The sequence below is a fragment of the Marinobacter profundi genome, from assembly GCF_002744715.1.
Lineage (GTDB): Bacteria > Pseudomonadota > Gammaproteobacteria > Pseudomonadales > Oleiphilaceae > Marinobacter > Marinobacter profundi.
Window position 1 is genome coordinate 403917 of sequence record NZ_KZ319368.1, and the last position, 16524, is coordinate 420440.

The following is a 16524-nucleotide window of genomic DNA, read 5'->3' on the forward strand; positions in this document are numbered from 1 at the left end:
TCTGTCTCATTTACATGACAGGAAACAATTCTTTCCATGAAAAGAATGCTGATCAATGCAACTCACCCCGAAGAGTTGCGCGTTGCACTTGTTGACGGACAACGTCTGTTTGACCTTGATATCGAATCCAGCAGCCGGGAACAGAAAAAGGCCAACATCTACAAAGGCCGGATTACCCGCGTAGAACCCAGCCTGGAAGCCGCCTTTGTCGACTTCGGCGCCGAGCGTCACGGCTTCCTTCCGCTGAAAGAAATCTCCAAGGAATACTTCAAGAAATCCCCGGGCCAGATCGAAGGCAAGATCAACATCCGCGATGTGCTCTCCGAGGGCCAGGAAGTCATTGTCCAGGTCGACAAGGAAGAACGTGGCAACAAGGGCGCCGCCCTGACCACGTTCATCTCCCTGGCCGGCCGCTACCTTGTTCTGATGCCAAATAACGCCCGCGCCGGCGGCATTTCCCGCCGCATCGAGGGTGAGGAACGGGCCCAGCTCAAGGAAGCGATGAACCAGGTTCAGGTGCCCAAGACCATGGGCATCATCGTGCGTACTGCCGGCATCGGCCGTACCTCCGAGGAACTGCAGTGGGACCTGGACTACCTCGTCCAGTTCTGGGAAGCCATCACCCAGGCTGCCGGCGAGCGCAAGGCGCCGTTCCTGATCCACCAGGAAAGCAACGTCATTATCCGCGCCGTTCGCGACTACCTCCGCCAGGACATCGGTGAGGTGCTGATCGACTCCGAGGTGGTGTACGAGGACGTCCTCAACTTTGTTCGCGCCGTGATGCCCACCTTCGAGAACAAGATCAAGCTGTACAAGGACGAAATCCCCCTGTTCAGCCGTTATCAGATCGAAGGTCAGATCGAGACTGCATTCCAGCGGGAAGTGAAACTGCCATCCGGCGGCTCCATCGTCATCGACCCGACCGAAGCACTGGTATCCATCGACATCAACTCCTCGCGCGCCACCAAGGGCCATGACATCGAGGAAACCGCACTGCAGACCAACCTTGAAGCAGCGGACGAAATCGCCCGCCAGCTGCGTTTGCGGGATATGGGCGGCCTGATTGTCATCGATTTCATCGACATGACCCCGGCCAAGCACCAGCGCGAAGTGGAACAGCGTGTCCGCGAAGCACTGGAACTCGACCGGGCCCGCGTCCAGGTTGGCAAGATCTCCCGCTTCGGTTTGCTGGAAATGTCACGCCAGCGTCTGCGTCCCTCGCTGGGCGAGACCCGCAGCGAGGTGTGCCCACGCTGTAATGGCCAGGGCACCATCCGTGGCATCGAATCCCTCGCCCTGAGCATCATGCGCCTGATCTACGAGGAATCCTCGAAAGACAAGACCGGCGAAGTGCGCGCCATCGTACCGGTTACGGTTGCCACTTTCCTGCTCAACGAGAAACGCAAGGAACTGGCGGATATTGAAGCCCGCCAGGAAGTCAGTGTGGTGGTGGTACCCCAGCCGCACATGGAAACGCCCCAGTTCGAGATTCTTCGCCTCCGCGACGACGAGGCGGGCCAGGAGAAAGTCTCCAGCTACCAGGTAGCCCGCGAATACAGCGAGCGCGAGGAGGAAGCCCAGGAGCTGCTGCCAACCCAGGCACCGGTTCGCCAGGAAGCCGCGGTCAAGGCCATTCGTCCGGTTGCACCTGCGCCCAGCGCCGAACCGACCGAAGCCGCAGCCCCCGCCGAAATCCAGGAAGAAGGTGTTTTCCGTCGCATTGGCCGCAAGATTGCGTGCTTCTTCGGCGGCGGCACCGAGCAGGAAAGCGAGAGCACTGCCCGCAAGCAACAGGGTGACCGTCGTGGCCAACCGCGCCAGGACCGCCGCAAATCGCGGGTTGCCCGTGATGAGAGCCGCCCGGAGAACCGCGCGGGTGGCGATCGCCGCCAGCAAGGCGAACAGGGCCGCAGCGATACCGGCCGTAGTGACGATGCCCGCAGCCGCGGTGGACGGGGCGGTCGTGACAGCGCCCGGTCCGGTGGCCGCGGCCGTCAGGGCGAAAGCCAGGGGCGCCAGCAGCAGGGCGGAGAAGGCCGCAAGGACACCGGACGTAAGGAAGCAGACGAGCGCAGCCAACAGGCCCGTGGCCAGGGCGGACGCAACAAACCCCAGGAAACCCGGGACCAGCGCGAGCCGAAGGCCGAGCGCGAACCCCGTGGTGATCGCGAGCCGAAAGCCGATCGTCCGGAACGAGGTGATCGCCCGGAGCGCAGCGGCGGTGATGAAAAACGCCGCAAGCCACGCCGGCCGCGGAACCGTGACGGCTCGCCAGCCGAGGCACCGGCATCGACGCCGGCAGACCGCAAGGCCGCTCGTACCGAGCGACATCAGCAGGACACCCAGGTTGAAGCGGTAGCTGAGACGGCCAAGCCGGCTGCACAGCCGGCAGCCGGTCAGAAGGCGGCAGAACCGAAGGTAACAGAGCAGAAAGCCCAGGAGCAAAAGGCCCCCGAGCAGAAAGCAACTGCACCCAAGCCTGAAACGGCACCCTCTGCAGAACCAAAGACCGCCGAGCAGAAGACCGCTGAGCCGAAGACCGGGCAACCGAAAGAAGATGAGGCCAAGCCGGTCAGCAAGTCGGCAGGCACGCCGGAAGCCAGTGCGGCTCCCGAGAAGAAAGCAGCGGCTGATGAGCCGGCAAAGAAACCTGCCGACAAGCCTGAGAGCCAGGCCCGGCCAGAAGCAGCCGCAGCGACGGAAGCCGCTGACAAGCCAGCCACCAGCCGGGTGGTAAAGGCTGCCGAGTCCAAGCCAGCAGAAAAGGCACCGGCGGAATCCACCCGGGAGGCCGCAGCCAAATCCGAAGGCAAGACCGAAGGCAAGGCGCAGGCAAAAGCCGAGCCGAAAGCCGAAGGCCGGCCCGGGGACAAAGCTGCTGAGGGCCGGACCGCGGAAAAGTCGACAGCAAAAGTCGATGACAAATCGGAAGCCCGGGCCGAAGCAACGCCTGGCAAACAAGCCGGCGATGCGACGGAGGCAAAAACTGCCAAACCCGCGGAGACCAAGGCGGCAGCAACAACCGACGCGACAACGGATGCGAAGCCTGCCGAGAAACCGGCCAACGCAGTGAAAACTGAGAAACCGGCTGAGACCAAACCAGCGGCCGCCCCCGAAGCAGCCAAGGCAGCGGAAACCAGGCCAGCAACCGAGCCTCTGCCCCCGGTTACCCCCGGCAGGGCCTACAATGACCCGAGAGAAGTCCGCAAACGCCAGCGGGCTGCCGAAGCGGCGAAAAAAGCCGAGGGGAATGAATGATGCTGTCCAATGCGGATATTGAAGCGCTCGAAGACATTCTGTTTGCGGAGCCCTGGGGCGAGGACGCAGTAGACTTTTTCGGTCTTCACGGCGTGGTGTGTGCCAGCGTGGTTGGCCCGACCGAATTGAGCAGGGAGGATATCTTCCTGCTGGCGACTGGCCTCGACCAGTTGCCGGCAGAAGGCGTCCCCCTCGCCTTCAGTTCGGCAGTGGAGAAGCTGGCCAAAGGCATGGCTCACTCACTGGATATGGGGCAGGCGCTCGAGTTGCCGGAACCGGAGGACGGGGATCCAATGAATGCCCTGGAAAACTGGTGTGCCGGTTTTGTTGACACTTTCCTCGAGCACGAAGACGAGTGGCTTGGAGACAACGAGGACGAGGCAGCAGACCTGCTGGTGCCGATGTTGACCCTGTCGGGACTGTTTGATGACGAGGATTTCCGCAAGGTGCGGGAAAACGAGAAGTTGAGCCGGCAAATGGCGGAAGCCATTCCTGACTCACTGACAGACCTCTACCTGCTGTTTCACGCCCCTGACTGAACCGGTGAGGTGACTTACCCGGTCACCACCGGCTTACGAAAATGATGCCAGACCGGCTCCAGCCCGTCTGGCATTTTCATGATGTGCCCCAACTCACACCAGGGAGCCCCGGGAAAGTGAAAATCGCTACCCTGGGATGCCAGCAACTGTTCCCGCCGGCACAACTCGGCCAGGAACCCAAGATCACCACTGGACTGGCCGGACGTTGACACCTCGATGGCCCTGCCACCGGCACGGCGGAAATCACTGACCAACTGGCGCAGTCTGGTTGCCGTCATCTTGTATTTGCGGGGGTGGGCCAGCACGGCTATGCCGCCAGCCTGTACGATCCATGCCACCACCTCGTCCAGCTCCGGCCAGAACGCCCTGACGTCACCGGGCTTGCCTGCGCCCAGATGGCGGCGGAATGCCTGCCCGCTGTCCCGGACCACACCTTCATCGACCAGCACCCGGGCAAAATGCGGACGCCCAGGCACATCACCACCAGCCACGCTGGTTGCCTTCGTGAGCAGATCATCGACTTTCAGCCGCTCCAGCCGTTCTGCAATCATCCGGGCCCGGCGCCAGCGGTTATCAAGTTGAGTCGCCAGCGCAGCCCGGAACCCAGGGTCATCAACATCAAAATCCAGCGCCACGATATGAATGGTCTGGGTGCGCCAGAGGCAGGACAGCTCAACGCCATTGATCAGTTCAAGACCAACCTGACCGGCGGCCTGGCGCGCCTGCTCAAGGCCGGCAATGGTGTCATGGTCGGTGAGTGCCAGATGGGTCACCCCCTTGTCCCGGGCCCGTGCAATGAGGTCAGAGGGCGTCAGGGCGCCGTCTGAAACTGTACTGTGACAGTGCAGATCGATGCACAGGGACGTTGCTTGGGGTATAGTCACGGAATTACTCTTTTGCGTCAGTCGGGTAGCCTACCCGGCCAGTTTATCAGCCATCCGGGTCGATGTATCGTCAACCGGCAGGATGGGTCATTGTCTGATCTTTTCAAGGAGTCAAGCCATGCTCTACGCCGTCATCAGTGAAGATGTCGAAAACAGCCTGCCGATGCGCAAGGAAACCCGCCCTGCCCACCTGGCAAGGCTCGAAGCACTGAAAGCCGAAGGCCGTCTGCTGGTTGCCGGCCCCCACCCCGCCATCGACAGCCCCGATCCGGGTGAGGCAGGTTTCAGTGGTAGCCTGGTGGTGGCCGAATTCGATTCCCTCGAGGAAGCGAAAGCCTGGGCGGACGCCGACCCCTACATGGCGGCAGGCGTGTACCGCAAAGTTACGGTCAAGCCGTTCAAAGCTGTCCTGCCCTGATCCGGACACATGAGCATTTTGTAACCCGTGCCGCCTTGCATAGCCACACAGCTATGCCAAAATTGCGGCCTTCATCGTTCTTGTAGGGGCCTAATCAGTGACACCGTCTCGTCTTTTTATCAGCGTGCTGCTTTTGATGGCAGTGGGCATCTCCGCCCATGCCAAAACAGTGTATGTTGACGATACGTTCTATGCGCCGATTCGCAGTGGCGAGGGAACCCAGTTCCGCATCCTTCATCAGGGACTGCGCAGCGGGACGCCCATCGAACTGCTGGAACAGAAAGAGTCCGGTTACAGCCGTATTCGCACCCGCGACGGTATTGAGGGTTATATCCTCACCCGCTACCTGAGCAACACCCCCATCGCCCGTGATCGCCTGGAAGCCGCCAACAAAGACCTGGAACGCGCCCGCAGCGAGCTGGCCGAGGTTCGCCAGCAACTCCAGACCGTCACCCAGGAGCGCAGCAACCTGGCCTCGTCCGAGCAGAATCTGGAACAGCGTTCCAGCCAGCTTGCCGCGGAACTGGCCAGGGTCAAGGAAGTCTCTGCCAACGCCCTCAGCCTGGAGCGCCGCAACGATGAGCTGCAGGAAGAAAACCAGAAACTGCGCAACGACCTGGAAGTGCTGACGGCGGAAAAAGAGCGCCTGGAAGCCAAGAGCGAGTCCGATTTCATGCTGCTGGGCGCAGGCCTGGTGCTCGGAGGCGTGCTGCTGGCACTGGTCATCCCCATGCTTAAACCGAGTCGCAAAACCGACAACTGGGCCTGACGGGTCAACGCAAACAAAAAAGCCCGGAAGGGGTCACCTTCCGGACTTTTTTTGTTCTTCCTGCCGCAGTTCAGCCGAGCGCCAGTTCTTTCTCAGAGACCACAATGCCATTGTTGTCAGCGTAGACATAATGGCCCGGGTGGAAGGTCACACCACCAAAGGTCACCGGTACGTTCAGGTCACCAACACCGCGCTTCTCAGTCTTGCGCGGATGGGTCGCCAGAGCCTGAACCCCGAGCGCGGTCTCGCCGATAACGTCCACATCCCGGATGCAACCGTTAATCACCAGACCTGCCCAGCCGTTGCTGGCGGCCTGCTCGGCGAGCATGTCACCGAGCAGCGCAGCACGCCTGGAACCACCACCGTCTACCACCATAACGCGGCCGTTTCCGGGCTGGGCCACCTGCTCCTTGACGACCGAATTGTCTTCAAAGCACTTTACAGTGACGATTTCGCCACCAAAGGCCTTGATGGCGCCATAGTTACGAAAGCCGGGCTCAACCACCAGCACTTCCGGGTAATCATCACAAATGTCCGGGGTTACGATAGGCACTCAGTCATCCTCCTTGTCGTTGGATCAGCGAATCAGTCAATCTTCTCGTCAGCGAGGAAGAACCAGGTGTCGAGTACCGAATCCGGGTTCAGGGATACCGTGTCGATGCCCTCATCCATCAGCCACTTGGCGAGGTCCGGATGGTCCGATGGCCCCTGGCCGCAGATACCGATGTACTTGCCCGCCCTCTTGCACGCCTGGATAGCATTGGACAACAGCACCTTTACCGCATCGTTGCGCTCATCAAACAAGTGGGCAATGATGCCGGAATCACGATCCAGACCCAGAGTAAGCTGGGTCAGGTCGTTGGAGCCGATCGAGAAGCCGTCGAAATGCTCGAGGAACTGGTCCGCCAGCAGAGCGTTGGCGGGCAGCTCGCACATCATGATGACCCGCAGACCGTTCTCACCGCGCACCAGTCCGTTCTCCGCCAGCAGCTCCACCACCTGCTTGGCCTCTCCCACGGTGCGTACGAAAGGCACCATCACCTCAACGTTGGTCAGCCCCATTTCATTACGGACTTTCTTCAGCGCCCGACACTCCAGCTCGAAACAGTCACGGAAGGTTTCGGAGATGTACCGGGATGCGCCACGGAATCCCAGCATCGGGTTCTCTTCGTCCGGCTCGTACAGGGTACCGCCGATCAGGTTGGCGTATTCGTTGGATTTGAAATCCGACAGCCGCACAATCACCTTTTTGGGTGCAAAGGCCGCCGCCAGGGTGGAGATACCTTCCACCAGTTTCTCGACGTAGAAGTCCACCGGTGAGCTGTAACCCGAGATACGTTTTTCGACCGTCTGCTTGATGTCCCGCGGCAACCCGTCGAAGTTCAGCAGGGCCTTGGGATGAACACCGATCATCCGGTTGATGATGAACTCCAGACGGGCCAGGCCGACGCCTTCGTTGGGCAGGGCCTGGAAGTCAAAGGCGCGGTCCGGGTTACCCACGTTCATCATGATCTTGAACGGGATGTTGGGCATGGAGTCGACCGTGTTCTCCCGCAGCTCGAAATCGAGGGCGCCCTCATAGATCATGCCGGTATCGCCTTCCGCGCAGGATACCGTGACTTCCTGGCCGTCCTTCAGCACTTCGGTTGCGTCACCACAACCGACGACTGCCGGAATACCCAGCTCGCGGGCGATAATTGCCGCATGGCAAGTCCGGCCGCCGCGATCGGTTACGATGGCGGACGCACGCTTCATGACCGGCTCCCAGTCCGGGTCGGTCATGTCGGTTACCAGCACGTCACCTGGCTGGACCTTGTCCATTTCCTTGATGCTGGTGATCACCTTGACCGGACCACTACCGATCTTGTGGCCGATACTGCGCCCTTCCACCAGCACCTTGCCGGTTTCCTTGAGCAGGTACCGCTCCATCACATTGGCGGAGGCGCGGCTCTTTACGGTTTCCGGACGGGCCTGAACGATATAGATCCGGCCGTCATCGCCATCTTTCGCCCACTCGATGTCCATCGGACGCTGGTAGTGCTTTTCGATAATCATGGCCTGGCGGGCCAGCTCTTCCACTTCCGCATCGGAGATACAGAAGCGGCCACGGTCTTCAGCCTCGACCTTGATGGTCTGGACAAAATGCTCGCTGCTGTGATCGTCGGAGTAGACCATCTTGATGGCCTTGCTGCCGAGATTTCGACGCAGCACTGCCGGACGACCCGCTTCAAGGGTCGGTTTGTGAACGTAGAACTCATCCGGGTTGACCGCACCCTGCACCACGGTCTCACCCAGACCGTAGGAGCCGGTTACAAACACCACGTCACGGAAGCCGGATTCGGTATCGAGGGTGAACATGACGCCGCTGGCGGCCGTCTCACTGCGCACCATCTTCTGGATACCGGCGGACAAGGCAACCAGTTTGTGGTCGAAGCCGTGATGCACGCGGTAGGAAATGGCACGGTCATTGAACAGGGAAGCAAACACATCCTTGACGGACCGCTTGACCTGATCAAGGCCAACCACGTTGAGGAAGGTTTCCTGCTGGCCGGCAAAGGACGCGTCCGGCAGGTCTTCCGCCGTTGCCGAGGAGCGCACCGCCACCGCCATATGTTCGTTGCCATCACGCAGCTGGTTGTAGGCCTTTTCCAGCTCTTCCTCGAGTTTCGCCGGGAACGGTGTTTCGATGACCCACTGGCGGATCTGCGAGCCGACCCGTGCCAGCTCGTTGACGTCGTTAACGTCGAGGGCATCAAGGGCATTATCGATACGGTCGCGGAGGCCGTCTTTTGCGAGGAATTCATGGTAAGCATGGGCAGTCGTTGCAAAACCACCCGGAACGGTAACACCTGCGTTGGCGAGATTACTGATCATTTCACCGAGGGATGCGTTCTTGCCTCCCACCCGGTCTACATCAGACATTCCCAGGTTTTCAAACCAGATAATGTAATCTTCCAAAACGCGTCTCCCTTGAGTCTGAAAAGCGAAGAGCCAAAGCGGGCGAGTGGATTCGGGGGTACCAACCGCAGAAACTGCACCCAAGGCTCTCGAACTTGGCGTGTATGATACTGTAACCTGCGAGGATTACCTAGGGAACCTGCCAACACGGAGGCAGACAGTACACCATGAAAAGAACCGCCTTTTTTATTTCCGACGGCACCGGCCTGACCGCCGAGGGGCTTGGAAACGCGCTGCTCGCGCAGTTCGAGAAAATCGATTTCGAGCGGATTACCGTTCCGTATATCGATGACAGCGACAAGGCCAGGGAACTTGTGACCCGAATTAACAAGGCCGCAGAAACCGATGACGAGAAGCCGCTGGTGTTTGACACCATCGTCGACAGCGACATCCGCGAGATCATCTCCGAGGCCAATGGCTTCATGGTGGATATCTTCGGGACGTTTCTGCAACCCCTGGAACAGGAGCTGAAGGCGTCGTCCTCCTACTCGGTCGGCAAATCCCACGCCATCAATAACGAAGGCAGCTACGAGCGGCGGATCCACGCGGTGAACTTTGCCCTCGACAACGACGACGGCGCGCGCACCCGGCAATATGACGAGGCGGACCTTATCCTGGTCGGGGCCTCACGGAGCGGCAAGACGCCAACCTGCCTGTATCTGGCACTGCAGTATGGCATCAAGGCTGCCAACTACCCGATCACCGAGGAAGACCTCAACGACCAGCAGTTGCCGGAAGCGCTGCGACCGCACCGGGAGAAGATTTTCGGCCTGACCATCGAGCCGGAACGGCTGGCCACCATCCGCAACGAACGGCGCCCCAACTCGCGCTACTCGTCGCTCAAACAGTGCATGCATGAAATCGAGGAAATTGAACTGATGTATCGCCGGGAACGGATTCCCTACCTCAACACCACCGCCTACTCCGTCGAGGAGATCTCCACGCGGATCATGGTGGCTACAGGGCTCCGGCGCCACCGCTGATGCGGCAGCGCCGGAATTGCCGGCGTTTCTTAAAGCTCTTCGATGGCCAGCCCCAGGCCTTCGGCATCCTTGCGGTTGTCATGACTGGTGATGACCGCGGTGCTGGCGTTTTCCGGCACCAGCCAGCGGTCGGCAACCCGCTTCAGATCGTCCAGGGTGACGGCCAGCACCCGCTCCCGGAAACGGGCCTGCTGTTCGGGACTGCGACCAAATAGCCGGTTGTGGAAGGCATGGCGGGCAGCGCCTGCCGGTGACCGGGGCCGGTCAAGCTGGCCGATAACACCGAGGATGGATTCCTCCAGTGCCTGCGGATCGTGCTCGGCCTGGCGCAACCACGTCAGCGAGTTATCGAAGTCCTCCAGGGTTTCCCCCAGCCGCGGATCACGGTAGGAGAAGAAGCGGAAGCAACCGTTGACACTGTCCTGGCCGGCACCGCCGCCGTAGGCGCCGCCCTTCTCGCGGATGGCACGATGGAGGAACCCGTTGCGCAGGAAACCGCCCAACACCGTGAGCGCAGCGGCATCCGGATGGTCCACCGCCACCGTGCTGAAGGCCCGGGCACAGAAGTTAACCTGGGTGGACGTCAGCCACGCCTGACGGGTCTGGTAACTCACCGGCTGCAGTTTCCACGGCTCTCCGGTTGCATCCTGCACTGCCGGCCAGCACGCTTTCAGGCTGTCGACCATGGGATCCAGCTGGTCTTCTTCACCAATAACCAGATACTCCCGCGCCTGCTGCTGCATCCGCTCATGCAGCGCGGTCAACCGCTGGCACAACTGTGCCAGCTCATCAGGGCTCGCCAGTGCGTCATCCAGCGCCTTGATGCCCCGAATCGCCTCCAGGCCTCCAAGCCGGAACGCCAGCCAGGCACCACTGCTCAGTCCCTGGGACGCCGCTCCCATCGCCAGCGCGTGGCCGGCACCGGTTACCGACTGCTCGCGACGGGACCGCACCTGGGCGACCAGTTCGCGAATGCGACCCTGCTCATCAAAACGGGCGCCGGTGAACACATCTTTCAGCAACCGCGTCAGGGCATCCCGGTTACGGGCCAGCGCCTTGCCATTGACAATCAGGTAACCCGACAGGTCCTGCGCATCGTCAATTCGTCCCCGGGCGGATGAGAATGAAGAAATACCACCGGATTCGGCCGAGATCCGGTCCTGCATCTGCAGATAGTCCAGATCACCGCAACCCACCTCGGTCATGAAGGTGGTGTACAGCGGCAACAGCAGCAGTTCTTCCTCCGACATTGCCGGCAATGGCAGTACCAGCTGCTCATACACCAGCCCGTTGGTGCCGCGGGCGTACAGGGTCGCCGCAAAGTCCCCGGCAAAGCGGGCTTCCGGCTCCGGCAACTGCAGCGGCACATCGGTCAAGTCCACCTTGGGCAGGATCGAGTCGTCGTCCTTGCGCTGCTGCCGCTCCTCAAGGGCCGCCGCCCGGTCGATAATCTGCCGCTTCTCGTCGTCGCTCAAGGATGCCTTGCGGCGGGCCAGCGCCTCGCGGATGGCCTCCTGGCGACGATTTTCCAGATCGCTGTCCGGGCGCAGCGTCAGTGTCACCCGATGCGGGTTGTCGAGCAAGTGGCGACGGATCAGGCTGCGGATGTAGTCCGGGTCACGGATTTTTTCCCGCAGGTCCGCCAAAACCGGCTCCAGATCCAGCAGGGCAACCGGATCCCCTCCGTGTACCATCGGCGGGATAGCGCTCATGATCAGCTGCAGCCCGTAGGGGAACTGGTCACCGGCAATTTCACGCTGATGGAGCTCAAGCTGGTGCAGCACCGCTTCCAGGCGCTCCTGGCTGACCCCATCCTCAACCACCTTCTGCAGGGTTTGCTCGATCAGGGCTTCAAGTTCAGCCTGCCGCTCCGGCTCGCTGCCCTCAATACCACAGACAAAAGTCATTTCCCGGTTGGAATCCTCGAGCCCGCACACCGGTGACGGGGAATGCCCCAGATCGGTGGTTTCCAGGGCACGCATCAGCGGTGAGGCGCTGTTCTCCAAAAGCACATTGGCCAGCAGCTGGCATTCGAGGTTTTCCTGCAGGTCGAAACTGTGACCGAGCAGCCAGCCCATCACGATGTGGGTCTTCTGCGCGGTGCCCTCGCCTTCACTGACCGCATAGCTCTGGTCCACCCGCAACGGCGCAAACATGCGCTTCTCGTCCTTCACCGGCAGCTCGATGTCCAGTCGCTCAAACCGCTTGAGGGCCAGCTCCTCGAACCGCTCATGGTGTTCACGGGCCGGGATGTCACCGTAGGTGGCAAAAAACGCATTGCTGGGGTGGTAATGATGGCGGTAGAAACGCACCAGGTCGTCGTAGCTGAGGTCGACGATATGGTCCGGCTCACCTCCACTGTTGTAGTGGTAGGTGGTCGTCGGGAACAGATGGCTGGTGAGGTTTTGCCACAACTGGGACGTGGGCGCGCTCATGGCCCCCTTCATCTCGTTATACACCACCCCGCGATAAACCAGCTCGGACTCGGGATCGTCCGGCTTGTCAAACTCCAGGCGGTGACCTTCCTGGGCAAAATCCAGCGGATCCAGCTTCGAGAAGAATACCGAGTCCAGGTAGACAGACAGCAGGTTGTCGAAATCCTTGCGGTTTTTACTGGCGAACGGATAGGCGGTCCAGTCGCTGCTGGTGAACGCGTTCATGAAGGTGTTCAGGGAACGCCGGATCATCATGAAGAACGGATCGCGAACCGGGTATTTCTCGCTGCCGCACAGGGCCGTGTGCTCGAGAATGTGGGCGACCCCGGTGGAGTCCATCGGGAAGGTACGCAGGGCAACAAAAAACACATTCTCATCGTTGTCCGCCGCAAGGTGGAGATGGCTGGCACCGGTTTTGATGTGACGATACTCCTCAACCGTCAGGTTGAGGGTGTCAATCCGGTGACTGCGGAGCTTCTCAAAAGCCGGATGTGTCGCGCTTACGCTGGCTGCAGTCATTCAACTATCCTGTCATTAACATATTAAGACTTGTAGGGTATCACGTTGTATCGATTATCATGCACCTGTCAGGGCAAGCGCCACTGCCAGTCGCACCGGCCCGGCCCTGGATGGCCACGCACCCTGTAATTTACCGCACAGGAAGGAAAAACCGATCACCATGACCACCGATATCCGGCCTGATAACGCAGTACAGGTCCACGCCTCCCATGACGGCGACGATCCGACCGGTCCGGCGCCAGCCGATGCAGACCGGATCGCCGCCGCTGACGTTGCCGCCTACTGGGCCGAGCGCCGCCGTTACCTGGCCCAGCTTCGCAAAACCCCGGAGCTTCGTCAGCAATACTGGAAGGCCCTCGGCATCTACCTGCTGCGACGGGCCCTGTGGTCCTTCGGTTTCTTTCCGATACTGGTCGGCTTCTGGTTGCCGCTGGTGCTGGCCAGCTTCAATCCCGTTGTGATGGCCGCCGACCTGCTGCCGCTGCTGGAGGAGTTCGTGAACTCGAACCCCGAGATTCAGGCCAATACGATCAGCAGTCTGTTTATGGCATGGCTGTCCGTTGGCTTCTTTTTCCTGGTCTTCGACATGGTTCTGACGCCATTCCGGTCCCCCTACCAGTACGAAGCCGATGTGTACATGAAGGCGTGGGAGCAGCTCAATCATGACCAGCTTCCGGACAAAATGTGACCTGACCGGCAATCTCGTAAACTTCTGTCACGCTCTGTTACATAACCCTCACACAACTCGCTAAGATAAATTCGCTTAAGCAGGTGTGAGGTTTGCCCATGGTCGATGTGAGACCGCTACTTTTTGTCAATGCCCTGGCCGCCATGCTGTTGGTGACCGCCGGCTTTGCCTCTATGCGGGGCCAGGATTTGCCGGCCTCGGCGCCTCCGGCAGTGGCAGCGCGCAGTCCGGTATTTGCCGACGAATTGCCGGCACCGGAGCCTGCTCCCGCGCCACAACTGGCCAGGCTGGCTCCGACTGTGCCCGTTATCGTCAGCGAGAGCCCCGAGCCGGAAACCGCGCCCGTTCCTGAGCCGCCACCACCACCGACCACCGGACAGCTCACCCTGCGCTCGAACGTGGTGGGCGACACCGTCACCATCAACGGCAAGGCCTACGGTGCCACCCGCCTGGACGTTGAACTCGATCCGGGCCAGTACGACATTACCATCAGCAAAGACGGATTCAGGCCCTGGTCTCGCGCCGTCACCGTCCAGGCGGGTAACGAGCTGACGCTGATGGCGCGACTGGAAGCCTATACCCGGGTGAATTACCGCGACGGCCAATGGCTTGGCGGCGTCAAAACCGGCGATGGCCAGTATCAGGACAGCAACGGCCTGCGCTATGAAGGTCACTTCGTGAACGGCCGGTTCCACGGCGATGGCAAGGCCTGGTATGCCGAAGGCAGCCGCTATGAAGGCGAGTGGCACGAAGGCGCCCGCCAGGGCGAGGGCACCCTTCGCGGCCCGGATGGCTCCCGTTACACCGGCCAGTTCCATGCCGGCGAGTTTCATGGCCAGGGCACCCTGACCCGAGCCAACGGCGACATCCTGACCGGGCTGTGGGACGCCGGCCAACTCAACGGCCACGGCTCCCTTTCCACCACCACTGGCCTGCTTTACGTCGGAGGCTTCCGCAATAACCGATTTCATGGCGAAGGCACCCTCACCGAGCCGGACGGGCGCCATTATGAGGGCGGCTTCTCGAACGGGGACTTCCATGGCAAGGGGGCGGAAACCCTCGCCAGTGGCAAGCAATACCGCGGCCAATACATCGAGGGCAAATACCACGGCCAGGGGCTGCTGCTGAACCCCAACGGCAGCTCCATTGAGGCCACCTTCCGTCACGGCGAACCCTACGGCCAGGTACGGCTGACAACCGCCAGCGGCGAGGTATTTACCGCAAGAACCACCGAGCCCGGTGTCTGTTACCGGGAAAAAAGCTACCGGGCCACCCAGTGCCCTGCCCTCGAAGGCTGGTAAACCCGAAGAATAACAACGCAGTAACAGGATGAGGTTGGGACATGACGATCAAGAACGCACTGCTGGTGGACGACTCCAAGGTGGCCCGGTTTGCCCTGAGCAAACTGCTTGAAGGTCGCGACATGGAAGTGAACATGGCCGGCTCGGCCGAAGAGGCGCTGGACTTTCTCCGCTCCCACCAGCGTCCCGACGTCATCTTCATGGACCACCTGATGCCGGGCATGAATGGCGTCGAGGCCACCAAGGCAATCAAGGGCAACCCCGAGACCGCAGGCATCCCGATCATCATGTGCACCTCCCGCAAATCCCCGTCGTTTGTCGAGGAGGCCCGTAATTTCGGGGTTTACAACATCCTTACCAAACCTGCCCATACCGAGAAGCTGAACCTGGTGCTGGACCAGCTGGCCACAGATGTCAGCACAGGTACCCTGCCGGTCGAAGCCCTCAATGACGCCAGCCATACCCATGATGAAGAGGCGGAGGACCGCCCGGCGCTGCCGGATAATGCCGTTCTGGCGCCCACCAGCGGTAGCGCCACCGACAGCCAGCCGGATTCCTCGCAGGTGGTGCCACTGACCGCCGAACTGATCGAGCAGATTGCCCGCTCCGCGGTCAAGACCCACATCAACAACCGCCTGCACGAACTGCTCAGCTCATTGTTTGACGAACAGTTTGACCACCTCAAGCGCGCCCTCGACGAAGCCGGCAAGAAACAGGCAACGGCGCTGGAGGAGCGAATGGAGCAGATTGCCACCCTGGTAAGCGAGAGCACCATCGGGTTGCGGGATGACGTCGCCGCCGAGGTTAACCTGCACCTGGTGCGGGAACTGACCGATATCCGCAAGGAACTGGCCCGCCAGAAGGGCTTCACCAGCGAGCAAATGACCGAGTTGCAGGACCACATCACCAGCGTACAGACCATTGATACCGAATTCTGGCAAACACTGCAGGCCGAGGCGGTCCAGCAGGCTCACGACATTTCCCGCGAGGCGGCCGAGGAGATTGCCCAGCGCACCATCGAGCTGTATGTGGCGCGCCAGCGCGCGGCCAGCACCCGGGCCTACAGCCTGGCGCTGGCAGTCAGTCTGGGCGTGTTCGCTGCCGGCATTGCCTGGCTGTCAGGGGTGTTTGCCTGAATCCCTGAGCAGCGCCTGCCAGTCCTCTGGCGTGTCGATATCCCGGCTCGCCCCGCGAATCTCAATGCGCTCCGCACCTGCGCGGGCAAGTACCGGGGCCGCCCCGCGATCACCGTCCAGCGCCATGATAGCGGGCCACAGGCTGCGGGGAAGATAGGCCGGCACCCCCGGCCGGCCGGCATGATCAGCGGCAACGGCATGCCACGGCGCGGCCCTGGCATGCTGCCCCAGCAACCTCAGATCAGCCTCCCACAGAGCGGGCTGGTCCGCGAGCAAGACAAAACACCCCCTGACGCCGGGACCAAGGCTCGCCAAGCCCGCCTGCAGGGATGCCGACAGCCCCTGTTGCCAGTTTTCCGCCAGCAACCAGCGTACTGGCTGCCGGCGGGTCCGGAACCGCACTAACGGGTAGTGGCCACCCGCGACGACCGTCACCGGACCACCCAGCACCGCCGCCAGCTCCAACGCGCGATCAAGCAGGTTGCCGCCACCATACCGCAGCAGGGCCTTGGGCCGCCCCATTCGCCGCGATGCGCCGGCCGCCATTACCAGCACCGGGTAGCCCCCACCATCCGGGTTTCGTTCTGCTGTTGTCACCGCTCATACTCTCCGGAAGATGCCGCCAGGCCGGTCATT

13 protein-coding genes are annotated in these 16524 nt (G+C 61.3%); 8 read left to right on the plus strand and 5 right to left on the minus strand.

The features are described from left to right. Window positions 1–36 precede the first annotated feature (36 nt). Both CLH61_RS04815 and CLH61_RS04820 read left to right on the plus strand, forming a co-directional pair. Window positions 37–3258 carry an Rne/Rng family ribonuclease gene (locus CLH61_RS04815; RefSeq protein WP_099613561.1) on the plus strand — a complete coding sequence of 1074 codons (3222 nt, stop codon included), beginning with the start codon at window positions 37–39 and terminating at the stop codon, window positions 3256–3258. Then, the gene (locus tag CLH61_RS04820) at window positions 3258–3797 is read left to right on the plus strand and encodes a YecA/YgfB family protein (RefSeq protein ID WP_099613716.1); all 540 of its coding nucleotides are present in this window, start codon (window positions 3258–3260) and stop codon (window positions 3795–3797) included. The genes CLH61_RS04815 and CLH61_RS04820 overlap by 1 nt, the downstream gene beginning before the upstream one ends. A 14-nt stretch (window positions 3798–3811) precedes the next feature. On the opposite strand, the gene CLH61_RS04825 is transcribed toward CLH61_RS04820, so the two are convergent. Beyond that, on the minus strand, window positions 3812–4681 hold the full coding sequence (locus CLH61_RS04825; protein WP_099613562.1) for a PHP domain-containing protein: 870 nt from the start codon (window positions 4679–4681) through the stop codon (window positions 3812–3814). 118 nt (window positions 4682–4799) lie between these two features. On the opposite strand from CLH61_RS04825, the gene CLH61_RS04830 reads away from it, so the two are divergent. Next, complete coding sequence (locus tag CLH61_RS04830; protein WP_099613563.1) at window positions 4800–5099, plus strand: YciI family protein; 300 nt, start codon at window positions 4800–4802, stop codon at window positions 5097–5099. A 97-nt stretch (window positions 5100–5196) separates the two neighbouring features. Next, window positions 5197–5868 carry a TIGR04211 family SH3 domain-containing protein gene (locus CLH61_RS04835; RefSeq protein WP_099613564.1) on the plus strand — a complete coding sequence of 224 codons (672 nt, stop codon included), beginning with the start codon at window positions 5197–5199 and terminating at the stop codon, window positions 5866–5868. A 70-nt stretch (window positions 5869–5938) separates the two neighbouring features. On the opposite strand, the gene rraA is transcribed toward CLH61_RS04835, so the two are convergent. After that, on the minus strand, window positions 5939–6421 hold the full coding sequence (gene rraA / locus CLH61_RS04840; RefSeq protein ID WP_099613565.1) for a ribonuclease E activity regulator RraA: 483 nt from the start codon (window positions 6419–6421) through the stop codon (window positions 5939–5941). Window positions 6422–6453: 32 nt separating this feature from the next. Beyond that, window positions 6454–8826 carry a phosphoenolpyruvate synthase gene (gene ppsA / locus CLH61_RS04845; protein ID WP_099613566.1) on the minus strand — a complete coding sequence of 791 codons (2373 nt, stop codon included), beginning with the start codon at window positions 8824–8826 and terminating at the stop codon, window positions 6454–6456. A 167-nt stretch (window positions 8827–8993) separates the two neighbouring features. Between ppsA and ppsR the strand changes: the two genes are divergently transcribed. Continuing rightward, window positions 8994–9809 (plus strand): posphoenolpyruvate synthetase regulatory kinase/phosphorylase PpsR, encoded by an 816-nt coding sequence (ppsR, locus tag CLH61_RS04850; protein WP_099613567.1) that lies wholly within the window; start codon window positions 8994–8996, stop codon window positions 9807–9809. A gap of 29 nt (window positions 9810–9838) precedes the next feature. On the opposite strand, the gene CLH61_RS04855 is transcribed toward ppsR, so the two are convergent. Then, complete coding sequence (locus tag CLH61_RS04855; RefSeq protein WP_099613568.1) at window positions 9839–12763, minus strand: insulinase family protein; 2925 nt, start codon at window positions 12761–12763, stop codon at window positions 9839–9841. 160 nt (window positions 12764–12923) lie between these two features. On the opposite strand from CLH61_RS04855, the gene CLH61_RS04860 reads away from it, so the two are divergent. The 3 genes from CLH61_RS04860 (at window position 12924) to CLH61_RS04870 (ending at window position 15888) form a co-directional block, all read left to right on the plus strand. Beyond that, window positions 12924–13451, plus strand: a complete 528-nt coding sequence (locus CLH61_RS04860) for a hypothetical protein (RefSeq protein ID WP_228152531.1) — start codon at window positions 12924–12926, stop codon at window positions 13449–13451. Window positions 13452–13549: 98 nt separating this feature from the next. After that, on the plus strand, window positions 13550–14752 hold the full coding sequence (locus CLH61_RS04865; RefSeq protein WP_099613569.1) for an MORN repeat-containing protein: 1203 nt from the start codon (window positions 13550–13552) through the stop codon (window positions 14750–14752). Window positions 14753–14793: 41 nt separating this feature from the next. Next, on the plus strand, window positions 14794–15888 hold the full coding sequence (locus tag CLH61_RS04870; protein WP_099613570.1) for a response regulator: 1095 nt from the start codon (window positions 14794–14796) through the stop codon (window positions 15886–15888). Here the strand turns inward: CLH61_RS04870 and CLH61_RS04875 are convergent. Continuing rightward, a complete protein-coding gene (locus CLH61_RS04875) occupies window positions 15871–16485 on the minus strand; it encodes a nucleotidyltransferase family protein (RefSeq protein ID WP_228152532.1) in 615 nt (204 codons plus the stop codon). The two genes, CLH61_RS04870 and CLH61_RS04875, sit on opposite strands and share 18 nt — an antisense overlap. Window positions 16486–16524: the final 39 nt, after the last annotated feature.